Origin of the sequence: Desulfovibrio sp. JC010, assembly GCF_010470675.1 — a bacterium.
Taxonomy (GTDB): Bacteria; Desulfobacterota; Desulfovibrionia; order Desulfovibrionales; family Desulfovibrionaceae; genus Maridesulfovibrio.
Window position 1 is genome coordinate 101188 of the sequence record NZ_VOIQ01000014.1, and the last position, 23790, is coordinate 124977.

Here is a 23790-nt window from a genome sequence, read left to right on the forward strand (position 1 = left end):
CCCAACCTATAATAATAACAGCCTGAATTAATTCTTAAGCTGTTTTCCATTCACGGAATTCATGGTTTCAATGCTTTTTTCCAAAGCAGTGACCATCTGGCGCGATTCTTTGATCAGTCTTCCTGTCAATTCGTTACCAAGGCCGATTTCCTTGGTGGTTTCAAGGGACTGGTCCTGAACAGTATTAATCGCCTCTGCTGAACGTTGCTGGAGCAGGGTCAGTTTCAGTAGGAATTTGTTCGTGTTTTCAAGGGACTCAAGCAAAGCTTCGTTGTTCTTCTCCAGCTGTGCGGAAATTGCAGCCATCTGGCTGCCCAGATCTTGGTCAGCGGAAACAGCAGCTCCGGAGGTACCGGATTTGCCTGCGGAGTATTCGGTCTTTTCATTGAGCCAGTTCTCAACTCTTTGCTTGAGCTGGTCATGCATGCGGCTCAATAAAATGGACAGGACTCCGACAACCGCACTGCCTGCAAGACCGAACAATGATGTGGAGAATGCGGTACCCATTCCGGCCATGGGGTTTTTAAGCTCGACAATAAGCTGAATCATGACCTGCATGATGGAGGTGTCGCTGGAATCTGTCAGCCCTCCGGCAAGGGTGGAAAGGATTTCACCCATGGATTGCAGGGTCAGGGTAAGACCGAGGAAGGTTCCCATAAGTCCCAGTAATACAAGGAATCCACCCAGAAATGAGATCAGCGATGAGCGGGAAGAAAAATTTTGTTCAAGGCTTTCTATAATGGAACGGCTGTCACTGGACGATTTAACGATCAGGATGCCGTTTTCCTTGATGGAACAGCCGATGGAAACAAGCACGTTTCCGAGCAGGCCTTTGTTCAGGTCTTCCAGTTCAAAGGAGCTTTCTTCCGGGTGTTCGCACCAGTCGGTGAATTCGGCGAAAAGCTGCATGTCTTTGCGCACTGAAAGAATGTAGCGGAAAGCCGTGATCATGCTGCCGATAAATACGGCAAGGATGATTGAGTTGATTATTTCCGAAGTGGCAAAAAGGGTCTTCAGAAAAGCAAAACTGATCACCACGCTGGTAATGACCGCGAGAAGTACGAGTATGGATAAGGTTAAGTAAAGTTTATATTTATTGCTGTTGTAAGCCATGTTTGTCGATGTCCTTCAGTTCTTTTATCTGCGAAATAATGCCGGATCGGCACTACATACATAAAAGAAATATAATTAAAAGAAAAGTTCTAAAAAAAGTTTATAAAACGATTTTTTTAGTTTCGGTCTTGTTTTTTGGGGAATTGCGTAACACTCGATAGTTGAATTTTCATAGACCTAAACGGGGCTTTGCATTCGGCTATAAAATGACCCCAGAATCATTTCCATTTCCTCTTGCGAGGCTGTGGAAAGGAATTTTCTGAATTCATTTTGCGGGCACCCGGAAATCCCCCCGCACATGCGGCATTGGTGGAGGGAAAAGGACATGTCGCGCACCGTAAAACTGTTTTCGCCCTTAAGCGGGGTAGGACAGGCGATATTCTCCCGGCAATTGCAGATGGGATGCGGGACGGCAGCGGGTCTCATTTTATATGAGAAGAAAAAGAATAGGGAGCATAACACCCCGTAGATTTTGGCAAAGATACGTTTCACAGACTCCCTCCCCGGATCAGTGAAATAAAATTAAAAGCTATATGTTGTTTTTTTATAGTATTACAGTCGGTTGGGTGTAAACACCCTGTTTGATGTGTATATAGTTATAATATATCAAACTGAAAGTGAAGTATTTATTAAATTCTACTGCTGATTGTAATAAACTTATAAAACATGAATGTATGTATGTTTTAACGTTTCAAAAAAGTGAAGAAATGTTCTCTGTAAAACAATTCTTCACTTTTGGTTATCAGAGCTCGATGCAGGATGCAGCTATTGGTTGCCCCATTTTTATACTGGTCTCAAATCCGTTCGCAGTGTTCTGCAGGATGTCTTCGTCAATCTTCGTTTTTCCCTTTTCAAGCAGCATGATAACTGTTGATCCGCCGAATTTGAACAAACCTTTTTCCTGACCTTTATGGATCATGCTGTCTGGTGTGTAGCTCTGGATAATGGAACCGACCATGGTTGCGCCCACTTCGCAAAGCAGGATGTCGCCGGCTGTGTCTGTTTTCAGAGTGCTGTATTCCCGTTTGTTCTCCCAGTACACGCGGAGCATATTTCTGACCGCATAAGGGGAAACAGAGTAGTATTCACCGTTGATCTGAGTGGAGGCGGAGATCTGTCCGTCCGCAGGGAAATGAAATCGATGGTAATCCACCGGGGCCAGACGGAAAATAAGCAGTGAACCGCCATTGTATTTTTCGCTGAGGTGTCGGTTTTGTAAAAAATCATCAAGGGAGAAGGATTGTCCTTTTACAAAGAACGAGTCCAGTCTCTCCATATTTTTGAAGGCCAGTACTTTACCGTCCGCAGGGGAAACTACGGAGCCGGGAGTGTTGTCAATCGGTCTTGCTTCCGCTTTCAGTTCACGGATGAAAAAATCGTTGAATGAAGCATAGTCTTCCATCGGGCGGATGGCTTCACTCATATCGATCCCCAGATCTTTAACGAATCCGGTGATTTTTGCGCATGATTCCGGGCTGTCCATTTTTCGGCCGTACCATTCGGAGATAAGTTTCTTCTTAACAACGGAGTGCAGGGCCAGTTTGCCCAATGGGTTGTGATAAAGCCATTTGAGCCATTGTTCTCCCGGCACGGTCTCTCGAAGAAGGTTTCCGGTTTTGCGGTCAATATATTCTATATAATCCATATTTGCCTCTTGTTTTGGGTGCTCGCTTGGTGCGTTTGATAGCACTGGAACGGTGGTGCTGCAAGAGGGCTTTCATTAATAAAAAAGCGAAGGATTACGGGGAATCCTTCGCTTTTCTGATTAATTGGCTTTGAAATCAGGTTATTTGACAAGATTAATTTTCGGGGTGCGCTGAACAGTACGATGGTATTGTACTGCAGGACGGCCGAATACCATGGTGTAGCCGATTTCGTGATCTTCGGGTACGCCGAGCTTTGCGGCCAGTTCCGGGAAGAAGTCATTCACGCACCATTTGAGCATGCCGTCCCAGAGGGTGCCGACGCCCATGGTCTGGGCCAGCAGGTCGAAGGTGGTCAGGGCGATAATGCAATCTTCTTTGGGCAGGGGAACGGTTTTGGGCGCACTGGCAATGAGGATATGCGGGGCACCGCGCAGGATGATGTCCATATCATGTTCTTTGAAGGCTTTGTTGGCCATGTTCATATAAATATAGCGCAGGTCTTTTTCATCATATCCGCCCTTGGCAAGCATTGCATCGAGTTTGGTGTAAATTTCCTTGCGCAGCTCTTCGGTTGCTTCGGCGGTAGCTGTGGCGGTGAAGAACACGCCTTGTGCATTAACCCCGGTGGGAGCATGAAATGCTGTTTCCAGCAGTTTGGTGATGGTTTTGTCGTCAAGGGCTTTCTTTTTGTACTTGCGGATGGAGCGGCGGCCTTTGATAAGTGCTTCCATGGAATGGGCGGTGGGCAGCTCGTACTGCAGTTCAATGGAGTCTGACGGGGCCGCACCCATAATGGAAATGGCCCCGGTGGGACAGATAGCCAGACAGTGCTGGCAGCGCATACATTTCCCTTCGTCCTGAATTACCGGAAAGTCGCCTTCCTGCATGGAAATGCACATGGGCGGACAATCGGTGATGCATTTGCCGCAGCGGATGCAGAGTTCTTCGTTTACTTTGAAATTAAGCATGTTTTTTACCTCGTTGGTTATATTTTGCTGAAGCGGACACGCCCCATGTGGAATTAAAAATAAGATTAATTAAAATAGAGAATTCCGGTCCGGGCCGCATCAGACAAATGTTTTAGATTGTCTGGATAAATCTGTTTTTGGTGTCTGTCTTTTAGCTGTAAAAAAAAATATTAGCTTATAACTCCCTAATCTGCCACAATTGTCTACTTTTTCATACTACGTAATTATTTTTTGCCTACTTGTGTGTTTTGTGGGTACGCCATATCTTCTCCATACAGTGCTTGAAGCACTTACCAACAAAGAACGAACTATCAGGCATGGCGGGTACACAGGCTAACATTATTTCACCGCCCGTGTCTTGCAACTAAGCAAAGTTTTAAGGGAGATTTTGTAGTGAAGTATGAAAATGAAACCATGCAGAAAACTATCCTCATAACAGGTTCAACTGACGGCATCGGCCTCGTAACAGCAAGGATGCTTCTTGAGCAGGGGCATAAGGTTCTGCTGCATGGGCGCAATAAGACAAAACTGGCAAAGGTCGTCAGCGATCTTTCTTCCATTGCCGGAAGCGGGAATATCGAAAGCTATGTTGCTGATCTCTCAATTATCGCAGAAGCGGGAAGGCTGGCTGATGAAGTTGCTGCCAAACACGACAAGCTGGACGCGCTGATCAACAATGCCGGGGTTTATCGTGTTTCCGCAACAGCTTCCCCGGACAGCCTTGATGTACGTTTCGTGGTTAATACCATCGCCCCTTACCTGCTGACTAAAAAGCTGCTGCCGCTGCTCAGAACTTCCGGCCGGGTGGTCAACCTTTCTTCTGCGGCACAGGCTCCGCTGGTTGCACATGATCTGGCCTCCGTCAGCAGCCAGCCCGATGGTATTGTTTATGCCCAGTCCAAGCTCGCAATCACCATGTGGTCCGCAGCCATGGCCGCCGAAACCCTCGGCTCTGAAGGCCCGGTGGTTGTGGCGGTGAATCCTGCTTCCATGCTGGGCAGCAAGATGGTCAAGGAAGCTTACGGAGTAAACGGCGGTGATCTGCGTATCGGTGCGGATATTCTCTGCCGGGCCGCGCTCTCTGATGAGTTTGCAGATGCTTCCGGTAAATACTTTGATAATGATTCAGGCCGATTTTCTTCGCCCCATCCCGATGCCATGAATGCCCGGAAATGTGCTGAAGTGGTGGATGTGATTGAAGACCTGCTGGCCCGGTTTTCCAACTAAAAATAGAGGTTAGTAAAATGCGTTTTGAAGGAAAAGTATACCGTCCGTGGATAGAGTGGGACAGTCTGCTGATTCAGACCACCCTCGGATGTACCCATAATAAATGCACCTTCTGCAACATGTTCCGCGATAAACGGTTCAGCATCAGGTCTATTGAGGACATTTTTCAGGATATTGAAGAATCAAGACGTTTCTACCGCAATGTTAAGTCTGTTTTTCTCGTTGACGGCAATGTGCTGGCCTTGAAAACCGACTTGCTGCTCAAGATCATCACCAAGGTTAAGGAGACTTTTCCTGAATGTGAGAAGGTCTCCCTGTATGCCGGGCTGAATGATTTCAGACGCAAGTCCATTGAAGATCTCAAGGCGTTGAAGGCCGCAGGTCTGACCAAGGCCTACACAGGTTTGGAATCAGGCGATCCGGTCATCCTTGAGCGGGTCAAAAAAGGGCTGACCCCGGAGCAGGCCATCGAAGGCATGACTAAAGCCAAGGAAGCGGGCATCGAGGTATTGGCATCATTTATCTTCGGCATGGGTGGAAAAGACCGCTCTCAGGAGCATATCGAGAAAACAGTTGAACTGCTCAACATTCTCAAGCCTGAAGAAATTGCCCCCATGGCTTTGACTGTACAGCCCGGTACCGAACTGGAGGAAGAGATCCGGTCCGGCCGATTCATTCAGGCCACACCGCTTCAGATGCTGGAAGAGGAAAAATACCTGCTGGAAAATATGAACTTTCCTACTTTCTATTGGGGCGACCACGGAAACAACATTGTTTCGTCCAAGGGAATGTTTCCGGACATCAAAGAAGAATCTCTCAGAAAAGTAGAGAGTGCCATGCTCAGCAACCCGGTTTGTAAAATGGACGTGCTCCACAACTACGCCTGGTAACAATCAGGAAAATTCAGTCCTGTTTTTCATATAGGTATTTAGAAACATTTGACCAGTAAAAATAACTATCATTAAAAAGGAAAATATCATGAGTGAAGTAAAAATCAGCCGTTATCCCGTGCCCGAACTGAGTGAAATGCCCGAAGATGTAAAAGAAACCATCCTCGCTTTTCAGGAGAAACTGGGCTTCATCCCCAACGTGCTCACCGCTCTGGCGCATCGTCCTGAAGAGTTCCGGGCATTCATCGCTTACAACAATGCGGTCATGGGTAAGGAAAGCGGATTGAGCGCAGCTGAAAAAGAAATGCTGATCATCGCCCATTCCGCTCACAACGGCTGCGTCTACTGCGTGGCTTCCCACGGTGCGGTCATGCGTCTTGAAACCGGAGATCCAACCATTTCAGAAAAGGTTGCCATCAACTACCGTGAAGCGGGGCTTACTGATCGTCAGGTTGCCATGTGTGATTTCGCCATGAAGCTGACCACTGATTCCAAAGCTGTAAACGAAGCTGATTTTGAAGTGCTGCGCGGCCACGGTCTGTCTGATGACGATATCTGGGATATCGCGGGAATAGTATCCTTTTTCAACCTTTCCAACCGCATGATGAGTTTTCTGGCTGTGCACCCTGACAGCCAGTTTTACGCAATGGGCAGATAGTTTCCTTTCGGGGACCCTGCCGGGGGCCTTAAACCCTTTTTGTAAAAAGGGTTTAAGAATCCCAAAAACTTTTAATAGTTTTGATTGATATAATTAATTTTAAATTTAGAGGAGTTACACAATGGGAACTTGGAATGGACTCGCAAAGGAAATGAAGGAACTTTTGGATCTTGATTCCAGCATCGTATCTGTAAAACGTCTGGAAGATAAGGAAGGTCTCAAGAATATCGCGGGTATTGAAAAGCCTGCCGGTCCTTTTACTTACTGCCAGCTGCCTTATCTTGTGCGCAAGCAGGGCAAGACCATCGGCATTACCAAAGATGATGCAACCCCTCTGGCAGAAAAGATGCAACTCCGTTATCGCTGCCTCAGAGTGCAGGGTCTTGCCCCGGCTGATGATAAGCAGCTTGAGCACGAAGCAAAAGGTTTTGCCGGATTCTGGTTCAATGACATTGAAACCGCCCGTGAATCCATGAAGGCTTATCCCAAGCCTTCCCCTATTGAAGGTCTGGCACTCAGCCCGCTGGAAGATGAAAAGTACGAACCTGAATACCTGTTGGTTTACGGTAACGGAGCTCAGATGACCCTGCTTATGAACGGTCTGCAGTATTTTGAATACGAACAGATCCAGTCCTACTTCACAGGTGAAGGTTCCTGTGCGGATGCGCTGCCCCGTTGTGTTGAAACCGGAAAGCCTTCCCTTTGCCTGCCTTGCGTGGGTGAGCGCGGATTCGGTCTGGTGAATAACGATGAAATGGTTATCGCTCTGCCCGCAGACAGATTGCAGCGTACCGTGGACGGCCTCAAGGCCCTGAAAAAGACCGGACTTGCCTATCCTCCGGCCCAGCTTGAAGCCGGAATGGACGTTACTCCTCTGTTTACCGCCTGGTATCCGATTCAGGACTAGTTATCGTCCGGATAAGTTTGATTGATTGAATTAAAATACGCCTGTTGCTGTTCGGCAACAGGCGTATTTTTTTTCTATAAAACCGGGTGGAAATCTCGGTTTCATCCGGTTGAATCAAATCCTAAAGCCCGAAGTGTTTTTTTCCCCAGTCGCGCATCATCATGATCAGCGGACGCAGGGTCTCGCCGTATTCGGTAACGGAATACTCCACTTTCGGGGGAACCTGTGCGTATACCTTGCGGTTTACAATTCCTTCTTTTTCCAGTTCCCGCAGCTGCTTGGTGAGCATGTGCTGGGTGATGGAAGGCATGGTTCTCTTCAGTTCACCGAACCGGTAAGATTTTTCCAGCAGGTGATAGAGGATGGCTCCTTTCCATTTTCCGCCGATTACTTCCAATGTGGCTTCTACCGGGCAGCCTTGATTGCAATTATATCTGTCGTGACGCATTGATTTCCTTCAATAGTATGTTTTTTGATACTACTCTAAATAGGTTGTTAATACCTATTGAGTGTATGTACTCTATAGTATCTCCTTGCAGGTGTGCAGGTCAATACTTAAGCGGCTGTTTTCGGGGATTATAATGCGAAAACTTGACAGCTAATCGGCTAGTGGATAGCAGCTTTAGTGTAGAAAATTTTAAAAGGAAATTTCATGAACAGAGCAAGTGTGGAAATAGTGGTGGCAAGGTATAAGGAAGATGTTTCCTGGCTTGCAGAGACCGATTATCCCGCAATCATTTATGATAAGGGCGGAGACCTTGTTGCTGTCGGAGGTAAGTGCTTAAAATCATTGCCTAATATCGGACGCGAAGGTCATACATATTTCACGCATATCATCGAAAATTACCCAGTCTTTCCAGACTACACTATTTTTTTGCAGGGTGATCCTTTTTTTCATACGGAAAAGATAACCGCTCACGAGGTGTTTGAACAGGCTGCGCAGAAGATTGCCAAGAATGCAAAGTTTTTCGGGTTCGCGTGGTTCAAATTGCGCTGCGACCGCCTTGGTCGTCCCCATGATATGGATGACCCGAAATCAAAGGGTAAATGGAAAGGGTGGGGCAAGGATATCCCTGTGGGTGAAGTCTTTGAAAAGCTGTTCAAACGTCCATCGCCGGAACAATTTATCGCCAGTGCTCCTACTGGTAATTTCCTAGTCGCACGGGAGCGGATTCTGACCCGCCCTAAATCCTTCTATGAAAATGCGCTGGAACTGATTCTGGCCGACCCTGATGACGAGAACAACACCGGGCATGCCTTTGAGCGTCTCTGGCAGGTCATTTTTAACGGTTCAACTCATATTAATCCGCCTGAATAGTTTAAATCTTCCTAATGGAGTTATAGTCGTGGGATTTGCTTCTTGAACTCGTCGCACTTGCGGTGTATTCCCAGCTCTTCGAATTCAAGCAGGAGATTTTTCGATGAGTCGGTTTTTTGCCCAGTTGTGGGGAAGAATGAAGATAAAAGAAAAGGACTCACAACATATTAGCTGTAAGTCCTTGAAATATCATGGCGGGGCAGGAAGGATTCGAACCCTCGGCCAACGGCTTAGAAGGCCGTGATGATAGATTTGCACTGATTTGCATATAGTTGCTTAGCCCTTATTTTTTGCATGATTAGCGTAAATTTGTTATACCTCCTTTTGCATACTTTAGCACCTGTTTTCTGCCCGTTTGTGGGGAATAGTGTGGGGAAGAATTGGAGGAATTATGGCAGTAGTTACAAGGTTTAAGACGAAATATCCCGGCGTATTTTACATCAAAAGCTTACATAAAGTCACCAAGAAGACCGAGAAGGTCTACTATATACGCTATCGCAAGCATGGAAAGTTGATTGAGGAAAAGGTTGGACGGCAACACCTCGACAACATGGACGCACGTACAGCCTCAAAGATACGGGCTCATAAAATTGAAGGGGAAGCACCTACTAATGATGAGTCCCGGACTGCTGACAGGAAAGCCAAAGAAGCTGAAAAGACCAAGTGGACTATTGATAGACTCTGGAATGAGTATGTCAGGCAACGCGGTGAAGTGACTACCAGTCTGAGAAGCGACATCAACCGCTATAATAAGTACCTGAAAGATCAGTTCGGTAAGAAAGAGACCATAGAGCTGCGGACCACAGAAGTTGATGATCTTCGTACTGAGCTGTTGGAAAAGCTGTCCCCGCAATCGACCAAGCATGTCCTTGCGCTCCTTAAGCGTATTGTTAATTTTAGCGTTAAGAAAGGTTTGTGTGCCTCTCCTGACCCTCGTCAGCTTTATTTTGAGATGCCGCGCGTTGATCGCAAGCAACATGAGTGCATGAATGCTGACCAGCTTAAGGCATACTGGCAGGCTCTTGATGAAGAGGAAGATCAAAATGCTGCTTCATTTCTAAGGCTGGCATTGACCACTGGTATGAGGCGGGGGGCTTTGTTTGCCTTGAAGTGGAGTGATGTCGACTTTGGAGAGCGGTTCATCACTCTTAGAGGAGAAGCAGCTAAGAATGGACAAACCGAAAGTATTCCCATGTCTTCAGTCGCTGTTGAGATTTTACAGCGAATTGAGCGTCAGGACAGTGAATTTGTATTTCCCGGTCAGGATGGCGGGATGCGCAAGGAGTTTGTCAGAATTGCTCGCAGAGTTCGGGATAAGGCTGGCCTTGCTAAAGACTTCAGGCCTCTTCACGGACTGCGCCATACCTTCGCTTCTCGTTTGGCTTCAAGTGGAAAGGTAGATCTTTATACACTTCAGAAGCTTCTCACTCATGGAAGTCCCCAAATGACCCAGCGTTATGCTCGCTTAGCAGATGAGGCATTGCTTAGGGCTGCTTCTGTTGCTGACGATGTGCTTAGTGGTGGGGAGTAGATTTTAAGGCTTACTTTAAATTTTATTGTCAAGTTTTTACATGCAAAAACTTGACATTTTGCCATAAAGGAATATCTCTTGATTAAGAAGAGGATACATCCATGCAGGTAGCAGCACAGATTAACAACTATATTGAATCCGTCCCGCCGGGAAAGATCATTACCTATGGTGACTTTAAGGATTTACAGGAAACCAAGCCACAGGCTCTGGCAAAGGCTTTAGAACGTCTGGTGAAGAAGCAGGTCCTTGTTCGGCAAGCTAAGGGGACTTTCTATCGTCCAAAGACAACTCTTTTCGGGTCGGTCAGCCCTACAGATGAAGAGTTGATTTCTTATCTGACCCGCAAAGGGGATGATATAACCGGAATTCTGACCGGGCAGTCTGTATACTTACAGCTTCAGATTGCTACTCAGGTTCCGGGGGTACTGACTATTGCCAGTGTAGCCCCTCGTAGAAAGCAGACTATCGGTAAGATTCAAGTCCAGTACGTGCGTAGCTACGTGTCAGAAATTCAAGAGGCAGATATTTCGCTGCTGCAATTGCTTGAGGCTTTACGCTTCATCAAGAAGGCGCAGGACTGCACCCCTGATGATGTGGTTGAAGCGATCAAGACAAGGATGACGGTACTACCGCAGTCTGATCTGGAAAGGCTTGTGGAGTTGACTGAATCCTATCCTCCAATGGTTCGCGCTATTTGCGGATGCCTTTGCGAAGGGATGGTTAAAACCCCAGATATTGGCTCCTTAAAGGGTAGTCTGAATCCTTACACTAAGTACAAGGTTATGGTTTCGGATACGGTTTTGAAGAATAAGAAAGCATGGGGGATAATGTGAGACTTCATGAATCAAAAGAGCTTTTCCGGGATGCCATTCAAGCAACTGCGGAACATCTGCGGTTACAGAGCATCTTCATTGAAAAGGACTACTGGCTGACCCTCGCACTATACCGGATTTACCAGACTGAGCTTGCAGACGTTACGGTTTTTAAGGGTGGCACTTCTTTGTCTAAGGCATACGGTTGCATTGAACGCTTTTCAGAAGACGTAGACCTTGCAGTCATCACTGAGCAGGACATAGCATCCAACCAAATTAAGAAATTGCTCAAGCAGATAACTGCGGTAGCCAGCACGGATTTGACCGAAGAGTTAGCGGGAAGCAGCAAAGGCTCCATGATCCGCAAGATTTATTATTCCTACCCGCAAACTTTTGAAGGTGCTTTCGGGCCTATCTCCAACAAGATTCTGCTGGAAGTGAATGCTTTTGCCCACCCTTCGCCATACCAGCCACTGCCGATCTCTACGTATATTTATGACTTCCTGAAAAGCAGGGGAGAGGATGCGCTTATCAAAGAGTTCGGCCTTGAACCATTTCCATTTCAGGTTCTGTGTCTTGAGCGGACATTTACAGAAAAAGTGATGGCAATCGTAAAAGCATCTTGCAGCGATAATCCAACGGAATTCTTGCGCCAGAAGATCAGGCATATTTACGACATCCATCAGCTCATGCAGCGGGGAGAGATTCAGAAGTTTGTCAACTCTGATGATTTCCAACAACTTCTTGAGGTTGTTCGCAAATTTGATCAGGAAGCTCCAGTCGGTGATGCAAAGTGGGTAGATATGAATATTGCCGAGTGTCCCATTTTTTCTGATACGGAGGCTGTATGGAAATCTCTGTTGCCTGCATATCGTGATGGTCTGGGGGCTATTGTCTATGGTGAACTGCCTGCTGCGGATGATGTTTTGCAGAGTCTGGTGGAGCTGGGTAAAGTCTTATAGCTAAATTTTTCTCGTTCTCAATATGTTTTGATTTTGTACATACGGATAGTTACAAGCCTCGTTTAGGTTTCGTTGTTTTTAATGGGGTTTTCTTTAAAAAAGTCGAGTGCTCTTTTGGCAGCCCTTAATTTCCAGATTTCATTTAATGGGTATATGAAGGCTATTGAGAATGGAAATATTGCAGCGATGAAATATAAAGCAGCTTCTAATAGAGACGACGCACCATAGTTCATCAAAATGAACATTGATAAGCCTAGTATTGTAAAGGTGCAGTACAAAAGAGTGTTATATCGCATGTGCCATTCCCAATCCTTTTGCCAAAAAATCATCCACTTTTTATTGAATGATATTTCTATTTGATTGTCTTCAGTTGTTTTTTCTTGAATATATTGTATGCCTTCAGCATAGCTTGTTAGTATTAATAGTGGGTTGTCGCTTTTGAACATGTGTTTGATTATTCTGGAATCAAGCATTACTCTTGTTATGGCTCTATACCACATATTAAGCTCTGCATTGCCGCAATTCCTCCATCTGTCGTCTTTTAGTATTTCCTTAGACAGGGTGTACTCATCTTGAAATTTCTTATTCCTACCATAGTCTGTAGAGTATTTCAGACAAGCGATGATTGTGGTTATGATCACTGCAAAACAACTGATGATTGCTAATATGGTCGTCATTATTTAATTTTTTGTTGTTTGATGATTTGATCTATTTCTTTATGTCTGTAGCGGTAGCCCAAGCCCCTGCAACAGTATCAGCAAGGTCATTGAATATTGTTCCTGATAACGGGGGACAATTTTCTGAGTATCCACCATCGGAAAAGTTTGCGATGGTTTCGTTTGTTTCAACATCAACTAGATCTGCGTTGATGTAGATGAATTTAAACCCACCCCCAAAGCAGCGATTCATCTGGTCTAAGTACGCATCGCCATCAATATAAAGAATATATCTAGTCGAAGCTTCGTTATAAATATTAACCTTATCCATTTTGGTGCGTTGTACTGCTTGGTGCTGACTGCCCCAGCGAAGGACTTTGAATCCCCGTTTTCGCAATTCATGAATGATTGGGGCAACCCAAGGAGTTCTTGGGTTTTCAAGTGCTATGATTTTGGGAGCCTGAATTTTTTGATTGCTATAGTAATTAATGCTTTTTGATTTTACGCAACCACTTATGATGGTTAAAGTTAAAAAGATCAGCAACAACGTTAATTTTTTCATAATTATGCTCCTTCTGATGTTTCGGATAATATGCACGTTCTTGTTGGTCAATAGCTAGCTACTTAATGCATTCATAAATATTAAAAGCCTACTAAAGAGGTTTAAAATAAATAGTGGCTTATTCGCCATTCTTGACTCTTTCTCGCGAAAAGAAATATAAATTTGTTTTTAAAATATCAGTCATGGTTAGGCAGGTTTATAATGAGTCACAACGCAGTTCCCTCTTTTCAGGGGGATGAGTATCAGCTTCGGGTTGCTCTTCATTGGCTTATCAAGATGATAAGTGATGATACTATTGATTACATTCAGGCAGAATCAACAGGTATTCCAGGCTCAGATAATCCGGTTGATGTTGATGATGTCGTAGTGAGCTATAATGATGGCAAGAAGCTGTTTATCCAAGCTAAAAAGAATCAAACTGACCATGCGAAATGGAAGATAAATGACCCAAAGCTTGTGCCGGAGCTAATAAAAGCTAAAAGCCAGCTTGAAAGTGAGCCTGAATCGAAGGTTTGTTTTTATTCTCAAACCCCTTTTGGCGATCTCGCTAAGTTGTCTGAAAAAAGACCTCAGTATCTTTCATATAAATCTTTCGATGACTCAGCTCCCGGCACTCTTAAAAATCCCTTAGCTAACCTTGCTAAGATTCTAGGTGTTTCAGCTAGTGAGGCTTTTGAAATTGTCAGTAAATTGGAGTTCGGACCTTGTCATACTTTTACGGAATGGGATCGCCTTAACCTTCAAGATATTGATAATGTTGTTCCTAATAAGTTGGTTGCCAGAGATGCTTTGGAGAGGATGATCGGTAACCATGAAGCTGGGCTTAGAAATTCAAAAGTTGCTATCAACCGTAAAGATATATTACAGAAATTGGCTGAGAGAGGGATTGAGCCTACCCCCAAACGAGAGATTAAAGAGCTTAGCAAAGAGATTGAGAGAGCTTCAGCGATAGGTCGTCAATGGACAAGGGATATTGCAGGTAAAATCATAGATAGGCCAGAGCTGTCAGAGATCGTAGACTTACTGGAAAGCGGAGAAGAATCTATCCTGCTGGTTGACGGTCCGGGCAGTGGCAAGACCTGTCTGCTTTTAGATTTAGCTGATCATATAGAACAAAATATGAATTGGCACCTTCTGTTCATTAAAGGCGATTTGTTCTCAAAGTGTGAAAACGAGGATGATTTCGTAAAGAGTGGGCTTCCTAATGATCTGGCTGGAGTTTGCGCAAGGCTTGCAGAAGATAAGAAAGTTGTAATTGTTCTTGATTCTCTGGATGTGTTGTCGCTTGGACGGAATCATACTTCCCTGAAATATTTCTTATCTATTTTAGACCGTCTCTCCAAGGTTAGTCATGTTTCAGTTGTCGCTGCCTGTCGAGAGTTTGACCTCAATTATGATCCCCATCTTAGAGGGCGTAAATGGGGCCGTAAAATTCCTATTGAAGCTCTTGATATTGATAGTGTGGTTAAACCTTTGCTGGCAAAGACTGGCGTCGACGTTTCTGCCCTGCCAGAAGAGTTGCTTGGTTTATTGCAAAATCCACAAAACTTATCCCTCTATTGCAAAATTTCATCTGTACGTCATGACGCACATCCAAAGACTACATGGCAGTTGTATGATTGTTTCGCTGATGAGGTCGTCAGGAAAGATGTTCTTCTAGGAGAAAGTGCGATTGACTTTTTGGAAGAGCAAGCTTCAAAAATGATGTCGGAGCGTCGAGATTCTTTTCTGTATAGTGAAATAAAAATACCAGCCGAAATGTTACAGCGGCTCGTTAGTCAAGGGATCTTGTTTGAGCGGGCTGGGCGTTACAGCTTTGCGCACCAAACTTTGATGGAAAATTTTATTGTTCATGATGTTTTGAAAAGGAACCTTTCACTGCGTGATTTTATTCTGTCTCATCCCCCACTTCCTTTTATTCGTCCTACAGTCAGAGTTTTGTTTTTTCATTTGGAAAACCAAGATCAAAGAAAGTTTGTGAGACAAGTACGGGAAGTTATTAGCAACGATGATGTTGCCATGCATTTAAAGCGATTGGTCGCAGAGTCTTTGGGGGAAATTCAATCGGTTGATGGACTTTGGTCATTAGTTAGATTTCTATTCAATAATCATCCTGCACTGTTTAAGAGTTTCTTTCGGAGGTCTACACATCAAGGTTGGTTTAGCCTTTTTGAAGATAAATTGTTGCCACTAATAAATAGCAGGCAAGATTCTGTTTGGTTTAATGAATACATATCTGCGTTGCGTAATTGGATGAATTTTTATCCTGAAGATGTTGTAGGACATTGGTTGGCTATAATTCAGGACCCAATCAAAGCGGAGCATTTTAATTGGGAAATTACAAGTAGCTTGAATAATTTTGTTTGCTGGGAAACTGATGGTATATATGATGTTCTTTCGTACTTGGTTCAAAATGCAGAGGATGATTACCATTTTGTTGCAGGACCTTTAAAACGTTATCTTTTAGCCACGGGAAAGGGCGATGATTTACTTTGGATATTGCTTACTCAACATAAAAATCATGATAGCGCTATCGCTAATGTAAGGTCACTGTCTTATTTTAATAATGTTTTTTCTGATGATGAATTTTTAAAAAATAAATTTTCACATTCCGATGTATTGTTAGACAATTCTTTAGAACTATTTGAAAGGATGTGCCAAAATTATCCTTATAAAAGAGAGGGAGATCGTTTTTTAACTGATTTTACTTCTGACACATCTTATAGATGTGTGTTGAGTGAAGATAGGATTAATTCTTCATCTGGGTTTAGTATATTTTTAGATTGTATCGAGTCTGGTATCATTTCTAATTGTGTACATAATACTGTTTGGTGGAGGAACAATAAGGATATACTTTACTCAAGTTCTGAGTTTTCAATTATTTATTTTTTAGTGAATGCGTGCTTTGAAAATCCAAATGATAATATTGAACTTGTTGAAAAGCTTGTCACAGATAGAGATCTCTACAGAGATAAGATTGACTTTAATTATTATTTGGGCCGACTTATGAATAGGTCATATCCGTTGATTTCTGAAGATATTCAAGTTGAAAATCAAAATTGTATTATGAGTCTCTTCGAAGATGATGACTTTGAGTCAAAGTACATACACCGAGGAGATTTATATAAATTTAAACTACTGCAATGGATACCATCAATATATAGAATTCCAGTTGTATCTAAGTTTGTAGATGATATGTCATGCAAGAATTGGGTTCCTGAACGTAAAGTATATCCCTATATCGGTATGCGTATGGAAAGAAACTCTGACTTTAAGTATCTAATAAGATCTTTGTCAGATGAAGCATTTATGAAGCTGTTGCGCCATTTCGATTCTAGTTCTGAAGAATTAGAGGTGTATTGGGATCGGGAGATGAACGGAGGACGTACAGATTTGCGTCATGCGTTACGCGATGGTGCTCAAGAAGATCCTAATAAGTATCTGTCGTTCTTGAAAGAAGTAGTGAGCGATGATTTTGAATCTGAATACCATATAATAATACTATCAGGAATCATTGACCACCTTGACCATCGTTTTGGGAATTTGAAATTGAATAAAAATTGGACTCCCGTAGAGCCTTTACCAGATGGTAGAGAACTCGTTCGTGTCTTGCTTGGTATGCTTTATGAGGAAACAAAACTTTGGGAGGATCTTTCCAAGGTTGCAGGACTTGTTAAGATTGCTGCGATTGTTTTGGGAGACGAGGTTCAATTTGACGAGTTGATTGTTTTATTAGAACGAGTGGTTTTGTTGTTAGAAGATGATGGGGATGGAAAAGAAAAAAAAGAACATATTATGTGCAGTGTAATAAGGTCTGCAATCGTTATTTTAAAACGATCTCTTAGTGCTGGTGTATATGACAGTATAGATTTAGAATCTGTCTTATCTTTTGATGTGCGTGATTGTGATGCATATACAAAGAGTTTCATAATGCATAGTCTGCCTTTCGTTATTCATAAAGAATGCTCTATGGGCTGGGAAATGTACGATAGACTTTTTGATGCTATGGATGATGAGTTTGATCTTGTTGAAGGAGTTTTGTTTTATAATTATGAAAATAATTTCAATAAGGTTAAACCGTATTTAGACCTCATTCTAAATAATAATTTCAAGAAGGGGTCTGAAGTATGGGGCACAATATCTGCATTAGCTTATTTGTCTGGTCATATCGCTTGGGATGATTTTTTCGCAGGCGTAGAAATGCTTGGTCAGGAATGTGTGGTTGGAGGAGTGCATGTTCTTGCTGTAAATATGCATTTGGATGACTGTAGAGACAAATGTATTAACGGTTTGATTAGTTTGTTTAATTCTTCAATTATGTCAAGGTCTGCCATCAATAAGGCTGCAAATCTTTTTGAGAAAAACACAAATGTTCCTGAAGTTTTAGTTGATGCATTCCTTGCTGCTATTCCAAATGCAAAGCATAGTCGGGGAATTCGGATATTTAATGATTGGCTATCCCAAAAAGCAAATAATGATCCGTATTGGGCAATTGGTCCTTGTGAAATGTTAGCTGAGGTTTACGAGGCTAAGAAGGATGATTCGCATTTATATATGTCAGGTCGGGAGTCCCTTATCTGCACTTTGACAGAAATTCTTCGTGAAGCTGACGAAAGTGACGACGAAGAGTTGATTGAGCGTGTTTTAAATGTCCAGGATAGGTTTCTTGATCTTGGCATAACTGACATAGAGAAAATATACACAGATTATAATTAGCCTCTCTTTCAGAGTCTATTTTCCAATTCTCGGTGTCCCGATTCATATCTAATGGTCTGCAAAGTTATTAACGTTGTTCTAGCTGGTAAGAATGGCTTGAAGTTCGTGTTTTATGCCCCGCTGTCCTTTTAGTGAGGGGAGGGCATAGTGTGGGGTTTTATAGCGTAATTCTACCCTCGCTTATATAGAGATACTTTGGTTCACTCTTACAGGATGTATGTTATCTGTAATTTGATTGATGAGTTATTATAGCTAATTATGTGAGGTTGAGTCGTGGTGGATCATTCTGAAGAACGTTTTTGGTATTGCTGGATATATAGAACTGAGTCTACTCCTGTAGAGTTTATTTACGGGTATGCTGCGCAATCGAATATTCCTGCAACAGAGTCCCAGTCCATGGTCACCAAGGTTAGTGATGATATTTTGGAGTGTTATTTCCCCTTGTCTCAGGAATTGGGTGATGAGTTCTTTTCGGCTTTTGATGATGGGGTAATCAATTTTGAAATTTTGGATGATTGTCTTGGCAAAGAGCATTGTAAGTTCATGCAGTCATCTATCCAGCCTGCGTTAGGCTCCTCTACAGCTAAAGTTGATTCATACTACACCATGAATGTAACTGGTCATGACTTTTTGAAAAATGAAATTCAAAGTATTTTCAGGCACTTTCAAAGTAGTCTTCCCTTTGCTGAGCCACAGAAGTTCATGCACCGACTTGGTGCTTTTGATATTATCCATATGCCGATCTATGCAGAGGATGATATTCCGCCTTTTCGTTTTAGGCTTTCTGGGTTGAATACAAAGGATTTCCTAGCAACGGCCAGAAATGAATATAAAATTTTACGGCGTCAGGATTATGCTCAGTCAAATCATATAGCTCATGTTCAACTTTTTTCTGGTGAGACCATTACGAGTGATTCAATGATGTTTCTTCCTGCCGGGACAGAAGTTTTTGGTCCCGTTGAAGTTTTAAATGAGTTTGATCGAACAAAATTATGGATTTTTAACGCAAAGGGGGAACTAGTTTATAGTGATGATCTTTATTGGCTAAACACGATAGTGCTGAGTTCCTCATTAAGTGGGGCGAAAGTTGCTATTAAGGATAAGCTGACCAAAAGTGTAGAAGGCACAGGCGATAAGCATAGGCAGAAGAAGATTACAAATGTGCAAGCCAGTTCTAAAGCTGACAACTCTGAAATTGGGTTTCATGCCAATAAAGATTTTAATAACTATCGGCGAGCGATGTTGGATAGGGGAAAAGTCTTATTTGAAAGCCCTTCTTGTGACAGGTGGTTCCCCAAAGGGCCGTTGGGGGCGTGTGATTCCATTCTATATATAAAGTCATTACTGGAGAGGGGGATTGAGCAAGCTTGGGTTGTAGATCCATTTTTCGATAAGAAAGCTTTAGAAGCAATTGTTCCTAGAATTTCTAAAAGAGGGTTAACGCTTACAATTATTACAAATATTCATAATGTCGATCCTGAAAATGGAGAATTGATTGGCGAAGATAGTCCTTCCCTTGTAAATGATTTGGAAAAGTTTGCAGTAAAGATAAAACCATTCATCCATTGCCATCTTAAAATTATTAATCTGCTGAAAAGTCAAAATTCTCCACGGCAAGCCTTCCACGATAGGTATCTCTGTTTAAAGTCCAATGCAGGTGAGTTCTCTGTCTTTTTATTGTCCAATAGTTTGAATAGCTTCATGGGCGAATACCCATTTTGTATGAGTCGTGTCGATGGCGATGTTGCAAGAGATCTTCAAGAATACATAATTACATTGGCTGATAAGATCGACCCTGTCTCCAATAAGGAATTGTATTGCAATATGGAGTGGGATAGCCATGCATAGTGTGCCTCATCCAAAAGATTTGCCGTGGGTGACTTGGTTGTTGTCTATCTTAGTGGACAGTGCGAATGGATCTAGCGAGGAAATTTATGCTGCCGTAGAGCAAGAAGGCTTTATTTCTGTTCACAGTTCTGGGTTGTGGAAGATTGATAAAGAATGGTGTGTTGAGATTCCAAATTTAATTAGAGCTGAAAAGCATCTTGATACTCCTAAAAACGTAGCTTTGTTTGTTATGGCTGTAGGAGAATTTTCAGCCTGCTGTAATGGATTCCCTCTTGAGGGTTGCAAAGAGATATTGCAGGAATCAAAGGGCGCGCGGGAAATAGAGAAAGTTTTTGACTTAATAGGGAAGTTAGCAGCAGAGCATTACCCTCAGCAAGAAGTGCGTATAGAGTTTCTTGGACATAGCCAACGTGTTAATAGCTGTTCGTGGGATTATGAGTCATATAGGGATGTTGCATGGTACGATGACTATCAGCCTTTTTTTAAAGTTATGAATAGGTGGGGGCTTTCTAGAGGGATATGTCTTCTTGCTAAGTCGGATTTAAAAAGTTTTGGGTGCTGGTTGTCTAGGCAAAATGATCCGGCAATTATATGCCCGGTTATGTATTCTGTCATGCAGTTTGCATTTTTTATTGATAGGGAGCTGGTCTATAGCCTTTTAAAGACTTCACATCCGTTTTTGCAGCTGCTTGGGGTAGTGTATTCTCATTACTATATTAGAACGCAAGATAATCTTGAATGGAAATTATCTCTAGATGAGGCTTTGGATATTGCCAAGTCTGCTGAAATTAATATTGAAGATGTCGCGTGGACTTCATTTCAGCGTTTGGCTGATATTTATTGTGCCAAGAATAATGTGCGCAAGCAAATTACGGAGTGCATAGTTCGTGGGGCCTCTAAGAAAAGAATATGCGAACTTGAAGAGTATAGTGCTAAGCTTCAGTCATTATTTGATGAGTCTTTGTGCTTTTTTGCCTCTCATTATCCTGACGGTGGGGTGTCGAGTGAAAGAGTTCAATATTTGATCAAAGTTTCGATGGCTAATTACGAATTGCCATTGCTACTCGCAGAAAAATTATCTTCTGAACAGCGTAAGACTCTTTTGCAAGCAATTATAAAAAAGTTTCATGAGGATTGTGGGTTCCTTGGCGATCTAGATTTGAGTGAAAACTATATTGGCCCACATAAATGGCGAGAGCATTCAAGCGTAGCAGCGAAAGCCTTTGTCTTGCTGCATGAGAGGGAAAATATCGGGAAAAAGTTTGGCTCTCTATTTATGAAGTCGGAGAAGGTGTTTCTGCCGTATTCTCGACAGCCTTATCTCTTTTTTCGTGATTATAGCTGCTGGGCCCATGTCTTCGGCAAGCTGGGTATGATGTATTTGTATGCGTTTAAGGTTGTGTTTGAGGCTGGACAACTTGGATGTACTGAAGGTGTGGATTATCTTCGTGAATATGTTTTCAAACAGTCTTTGGAATTGTTGAAGTTCTATAAGGGAGAATGGTGCTTTCATTCTATTTTTGATTCTTTGAGCCAGCGGTCTGCACATGAGCTAAGCAGTATTGATGACTCGACGATTCTCGGTACGGTTAATGATTTTGTCCAAGAGAGGAGAGGGTATCCTATCGCGCGACTTAATTTTCTTTGGGTGAATTCTGATATATTTGAAGGCAATAGAGAATTAGCTTTTGAGTTGTTGAATGAATTTAGCCTGACTGAGAGTATGAAAAGACAACGGGATGTCAATTTTAGCGGATATATAAATGTTGTTGATATGGCATTAGCTCTATCTGCTCAAAATGATAATGAATTAGCGGTGAACCATATTCTGAAGTCGTGGCAATGTTTTTATGACCGCTGGGACGGCGAGAATAAAGAAGACTGGCGCGATGTTCCAGCTAGAGTTGCAAAAGCACTACAGGGTGATCCAGTGGCCCTAGAGTTGATATTGGCGGATGACAGGTACAAAGCTAGCGCGAGCAGGAAGGTTTGTGAGGAACGGTGGGCTAAAAAAGAATAAAATAGTGATAAGTCTTATTCATGATAAATTTTACGGTATTTCTCGATACTACAAATTAAGCCCCTTCCGGTATTAACTGGAAGGGGCTTTTATATGTCTTTTGCAAGAATAACTAATTGAATTTAAATCCAAATTTCAAAGCCGCTCCGACACCATCATGACTGAAGTCCACCCCGTTCAGGTCAAACCAGCTTCGGGTATAATCTGCTTCGAGTCCAAGGAATAGCGAGTCGTTAAGATCGTAATCTACTCCGGCGAAGCCTTGTATTGACGGTCCATATGCACTTTCTGAGGTTATGCCGCTGCCTACGAAGTAAGAAGCTCCGAATCCGAATCCTGCATAGGGGTGAATGTCTCCGGTGTTCTTCCGCAGGGTCAGCTTGCCAAGAAAGTCGTATATGTTAAGCGCGAGGTCACCTTCTCCGACTCCGTCTATCTGTACGTTTGAAGACTGACGTCTGTAGCGGAGCATCAAGCCGGAAGTGAACCAGTCTGCGAACAAACCGTCTTCCCAGAAATTCATTCCCGTAAGGAAGCTGCTGCCTGTTCCTGCATAGCCGCTTACACCGTCTGCATCAAAGTTAAGTCCTCCTGCATTATAGCCGAGCATGAGATCCATTCTGTATTTCGTCCTATGGCGGCTCTTCTCCCTTAACTCGACTCGAAATCGAGTGCGTTCTGACTCTGTCTCTGGTTGCCGAGCATGTGGCGTTGTCTGCTGCTGGTAGGTCGGGGCTTGTGCCTGATTTTCAGCACTGAAATACCCTCGATTGCGTTGGTGGGAGCTAATTCTCTGATTGCCAGTATGGGCTGATGCCGTGGGCATGCTGTCGTCTACTCGATGTAGTTTGACTAAGCGTTTGGTCTTCTTCTTTCTATTATTCCAGAATCCAAGTGCGCTATTCGGATCATTCTCTTCTACCTCAATATAGTATTCTGCCGGAGCATTGGATTGTGCCGGGAACGGGGTGACATCGCTTACATTTTGAAGGGCTACAGTTTCAACCTGAGTTGCCGGGGCTTTTTGGGGAAGTTGGTCCACATATCTGGCTGGCTGCTTCTGAGTGGCGTTGCTGGTTATAATTGTGTCGGCGTCGTTTACTTTCATGATCTTTTTGACAACAAGCAGGTCATTCAAACAGCGGCCATCAATATGGATATTCGCTATTGTTACACCGTCTTCGGTGGTTCCTTCTTCAAAGACAGTGGCTGTCTTAGATAGGGCTAGACTGCTTACATCCAGAGTTGCTTTGGCGTAGCTTTCAGCGGTCGTGTTCTCCGGGAAGGTTATGTTTTCCAATTTTACCGGAACGGGGTGTCCGTGCTTCAGGATCACATACGATTTAGCGTCGTTTACCTTTACGATCTGTCCCTGCCATGCAGCAAAAGCACTTGATGGGAGCGTGAGTATTAGCATTAAGATGTAGCCCGCAATCTGCATAGTCTAGACCTCATTCTTCGGTTGTTTTCTTTAGCTGTCTTTTTGAAAAGCAAGTTTTGTATAGTTGAAATAATGTTCGCTTAATTCCGTACTAACATATTAGGACAGACGCTGCAATGCAGACATGCTATCTAGACTCATGGACCTAGAGTTAAAGAGCAACCTTCCTGAATTAATGGAAAAAGCTCAAATTAGTATACGTGTGCTTGCAGATAAGTGTGGCTTAGCTGTGGAGACTATTTCAAGAGCCAGAGATGAGCGGATAGCGTCTTGCAGGTTGGATACGCTATGCAGGATTGCTCAGGAGCTGGGATGCTCTGTGGATGAGCTTTATTCTGTGGATTTTGTGTAGCCCCTCAATAGAGGGGCTCAGATTGCTGACAAAGTCCTCGCCTTTTGGTGAGGACTTTTTTATATTGTTTGCATGTTAAAAAAGCCTGAGCAAAAGCAAGTCACTGTTGAGTTGGTTACGATTGAAGAATTGGTTCCTGAGAACCATTTACTTCGAAAGATAA

The 23790-nt window shown here is 43.3% G+C and carries 19 protein-coding genes; 12 read left to right on the forward strand and 7 right to left on the reverse strand.

The features are described from left to right. Positions 1-27: 27 nt before the first annotated feature. The 3 genes from FMR86_RS15795 to FMR86_RS15805 form a co-directional block, all read right to left on the reverse strand. The gene (locus tag FMR86_RS15795) at positions 28-1113 is read right to left on the reverse strand and encodes a hypothetical protein (RefSeq protein ID WP_163352371.1); all 1086 of its coding nucleotides are present in this window, start codon (positions 1111-1113) and stop codon (positions 28-30) included. Between the two features lie 742 nt (positions 1114-1855). Beyond that, positions 1856-2758, reverse strand: a complete 903-nt coding sequence (locus FMR86_RS15800) for a phosphatidylserine decarboxylase (protein ID WP_163352372.1) — start codon at positions 2756-2758, stop codon at positions 1856-1858. 141 nt (positions 2759-2899) lie between these two features. Then, a complete protein-coding gene (locus FMR86_RS15805) occupies positions 2900-3727 on the reverse strand; it encodes a nitroreductase family protein (protein ID WP_163352373.1) in 828 nt (275 codons plus the stop codon). Between the two features lie 393 nt (positions 3728-4120). On the opposite strand from FMR86_RS15805, the gene FMR86_RS15810 reads away from it, so the two are divergent. The 4 genes from FMR86_RS15810 to FMR86_RS15825 all read left to right on the forward strand — a co-directional run bounded on the left by FMR86_RS15810 (position 4121) and on the right by FMR86_RS15825 (position 7409). After that, entirely contained in the window at positions 4121-4954 is an 834-nt protein-coding gene (locus FMR86_RS15810; RefSeq protein ID WP_203544933.1) for an SDR family NAD(P)-dependent oxidoreductase, read from the forward strand. Between the two features lie 17 nt (positions 4955-4971). Then, positions 4972-5844 (forward strand): radical SAM protein, encoded by an 873-nt coding sequence (locus FMR86_RS15815; RefSeq protein ID WP_163352374.1) that lies wholly within the window; start codon positions 4972-4974, stop codon positions 5842-5844. Between the two features lie 88 nt (positions 5845-5932). Then, positions 5933-6502 carry a peroxidase-related enzyme gene (locus FMR86_RS15820; protein ID WP_163352375.1) on the forward strand — a complete coding sequence of 190 codons (570 nt, stop codon included), beginning with the start codon at positions 5933-5935 and terminating at the stop codon, positions 6500-6502. A 121-nt stretch (positions 6503-6623) separates the two neighbouring features. Next, entirely contained in the window at positions 6624-7409 is a 786-nt protein-coding gene (locus tag FMR86_RS15825) for a DUF169 domain-containing protein (RefSeq protein ID WP_163352376.1), read from the forward strand. A gap of 121 nt (positions 7410-7530) precedes the next feature. Here the strand turns inward: FMR86_RS15825 and FMR86_RS15830 are convergent, their stop codons facing one another. Then, positions 7531-7857, reverse strand: coding sequence for a helix-turn-helix domain-containing protein (locus tag FMR86_RS15830; protein ID WP_163352377.1), 327 nt, complete (start codon positions 7855-7857; stop codon positions 7531-7533). Positions 7858-8061: 204 nt separating this feature from the next. On the opposite strand from FMR86_RS15830, the gene FMR86_RS15835 reads away from it, so the two are divergent. The 4 genes from FMR86_RS15835 to FMR86_RS15850 all read left to right on the forward strand — a co-directional run bounded on the left by FMR86_RS15835 (position 8062) and on the right by FMR86_RS15850 (position 12032). Next, entirely contained in the window at positions 8062-8727 is a 666-nt protein-coding gene (locus FMR86_RS15835; RefSeq protein ID WP_163352378.1) for a DUF3431 domain-containing protein, read from the forward strand. Positions 8728-9118: 391 nt separating this feature from the next. Next, the gene (locus tag FMR86_RS15840) at positions 9119-10258 is read left to right on the forward strand and encodes a site-specific integrase (protein ID WP_163352379.1); all 1140 of its coding nucleotides are present in this window, start codon (positions 9119-9121) and stop codon (positions 10256-10258) included. Positions 10259-10359: 101 nt separating this feature from the next. Next, on the forward strand, positions 10360-11091 hold the full coding sequence (locus FMR86_RS15845) for a DUF6088 family protein (protein ID WP_163352380.1): 732 nt from the start codon (positions 10360-10362) through the stop codon (positions 11089-11091). Continuing rightward, positions 11088-12032, forward strand: coding sequence for a nucleotidyl transferase AbiEii/AbiGii toxin family protein (locus FMR86_RS15850; RefSeq protein ID WP_163352381.1), 945 nt, complete (start codon positions 11088-11090; stop codon positions 12030-12032). The genes FMR86_RS15845 and FMR86_RS15850 overlap by 4 nt, the downstream gene beginning before the upstream one ends. A gap of 62 nt (positions 12033-12094) precedes the next feature. Here FMR86_RS15850 and FMR86_RS15855 read toward each other — a convergent pair whose 3' ends face one another. Together FMR86_RS15855 and FMR86_RS15860 are read right to left on the reverse strand one after the other, a co-directional pair. Then, a complete protein-coding gene (locus tag FMR86_RS15855) occupies positions 12095-12673 on the reverse strand; it encodes a hypothetical protein (RefSeq protein ID WP_163352382.1) in 579 nt (192 codons plus the stop codon). A gap of 67 nt (positions 12674-12740) precedes the next feature. Continuing rightward, a complete protein-coding gene (locus FMR86_RS15860; RefSeq protein WP_163352383.1) occupies positions 12741-13250 on the reverse strand; it encodes a hypothetical protein in 510 nt (169 codons plus the stop codon). Between the two features lie 201 nt (positions 13251-13451). Between FMR86_RS15860 and FMR86_RS15865 the strand changes: the two genes are divergently transcribed. From FMR86_RS15865 to FMR86_RS15875, 3 genes are all read left to right on the forward strand, one after another. Continuing rightward, positions 13452-17966 (forward strand): NACHT domain-containing NTPase, encoded by a 4515-nt coding sequence (locus tag FMR86_RS15865; RefSeq protein WP_163352384.1) that lies wholly within the window; start codon positions 13452-13454, stop codon positions 17964-17966. A 276-nt stretch (positions 17967-18242) separates the two neighbouring features. After that, a complete protein-coding gene (locus FMR86_RS15870; protein WP_163352385.1) occupies positions 18243-19814 on the forward strand; it encodes a VPA1262 family N-terminal domain-containing protein in 1572 nt (523 codons plus the stop codon). After that, entirely contained in the window at positions 19807-21834 is a 2028-nt protein-coding gene (locus FMR86_RS15875) for a hypothetical protein (protein ID WP_163352386.1), read from the forward strand. The genes FMR86_RS15870 and FMR86_RS15875 overlap by 8 nt, the downstream gene beginning before the upstream one ends. Before the next feature lie 112 nt (positions 21835-21946). On the opposite strand, the gene FMR86_RS15880 is transcribed toward FMR86_RS15875, so the two are convergent. Beyond that, entirely contained in the window at positions 21947-23275 is a 1329-nt protein-coding gene (locus tag FMR86_RS15880; RefSeq protein ID WP_163352387.1) for a porin family protein, read from the reverse strand. A 139-nt stretch (positions 23276-23414) separates the two neighbouring features. Here FMR86_RS15880 and FMR86_RS15885 point away from each other — a divergent pair, with 139 nt between their 5' ends. Continuing rightward, the gene (locus FMR86_RS15885; RefSeq protein ID WP_275406921.1) at positions 23415-23627 is read left to right on the forward strand and encodes a helix-turn-helix transcriptional regulator; all 213 of its coding nucleotides are present in this window, start codon (positions 23415-23417) and stop codon (positions 23625-23627) included. The last annotated feature ends 163 nt before the right edge of the window (positions 23628-23790 follow it).

Bases quoted from the DNA above. Each gene is read 5' to 3' on its own strand.
- FMR86_RS15840 (WP_163352379.1), top strand. From the start codon at position 9,119: ATGGCAGTAGTTACAAGGTTTAAGACGAAATATCCCGGCGTATTTTAC.
- FMR86_RS15835 (WP_163352378.1), top strand. From the start codon at position 8,062: ATGAACAGAGCAAGTGTGGAAATAGTGGTGGCAAGGTATAAGGAAGAT.
- FMR86_RS15815 (WP_163352374.1), top strand. From the start codon at position 4,972: ATGCGTTTTGAAGGAAAAGTATACCGTCCGTGGATAGAGTGGGACAGT.
- FMR86_RS15845 (WP_163352380.1), top strand. From the start codon at position 10,360: ATGCAGGTAGCAGCACAGATTAACAACTATATTGAATCCGTCCCGCCG.
- FMR86_RS15795 (WP_163352371.1), bottom strand. From the start codon at position 1,113: ATGGCTTACAACAGCAATAAATATAAACTTTACTTAACCTTATCCATA.
- FMR86_RS15885 (WP_275406921.1), top strand. From the start codon at position 23,415: ATGGACCTAGAGTTAAAGAGCAACCTTCCTGAATTAATGGAAAAAGCT.
- FMR86_RS15800 (WP_163352372.1), bottom strand. From the start codon at position 2,758: ATGGATTATATAGAATATATTGACCGCAAAACCGGAAACCTTCTTCGA.
- FMR86_RS15880 (WP_163352387.1), bottom strand. From the start codon at position 23,275: ATGCAGATTGCGGGCTACATCTTAATGCTAATACTCACGCTCCCATCA.
- FMR86_RS15875 (WP_163352386.1), top strand. From the start codon at position 19,807: ATGCATAGTGTGCCTCATCCAAAAGATTTGCCGTGGGTGACTTGGTTG.
- FMR86_RS15830 (WP_163352377.1), bottom strand. From the start codon at position 7,857: ATGCGTCACGACAGATATAATTGCAATCAAGGCTGCCCGGTAGAAGCC.
- FMR86_RS15860 (WP_163352383.1), bottom strand. From the start codon at position 13,250: ATGAAAAAATTAACGTTGTTGCTGATCTTTTTAACTTTAACCATCATA.
- FMR86_RS15865 (WP_163352384.1), top strand. From the start codon at position 13,452: ATGAGTCACAACGCAGTTCCCTCTTTTCAGGGGGATGAGTATCAGCTT.
- FMR86_RS15825 (WP_163352376.1), top strand. From the start codon at position 6,624: ATGGGAACTTGGAATGGACTCGCAAAGGAAATGAAGGAACTTTTGGAT.
- FMR86_RS15820 (WP_163352375.1), top strand. From the start codon at position 5,933: ATGAGTGAAGTAAAAATCAGCCGTTATCCCGTGCCCGAACTGAGTGAA.
- FMR86_RS15805 (WP_163352373.1), bottom strand. From the start codon at position 3,727: ATGCTTAATTTCAAAGTAAACGAAGAACTCTGCATCCGCTGCGGCAAA.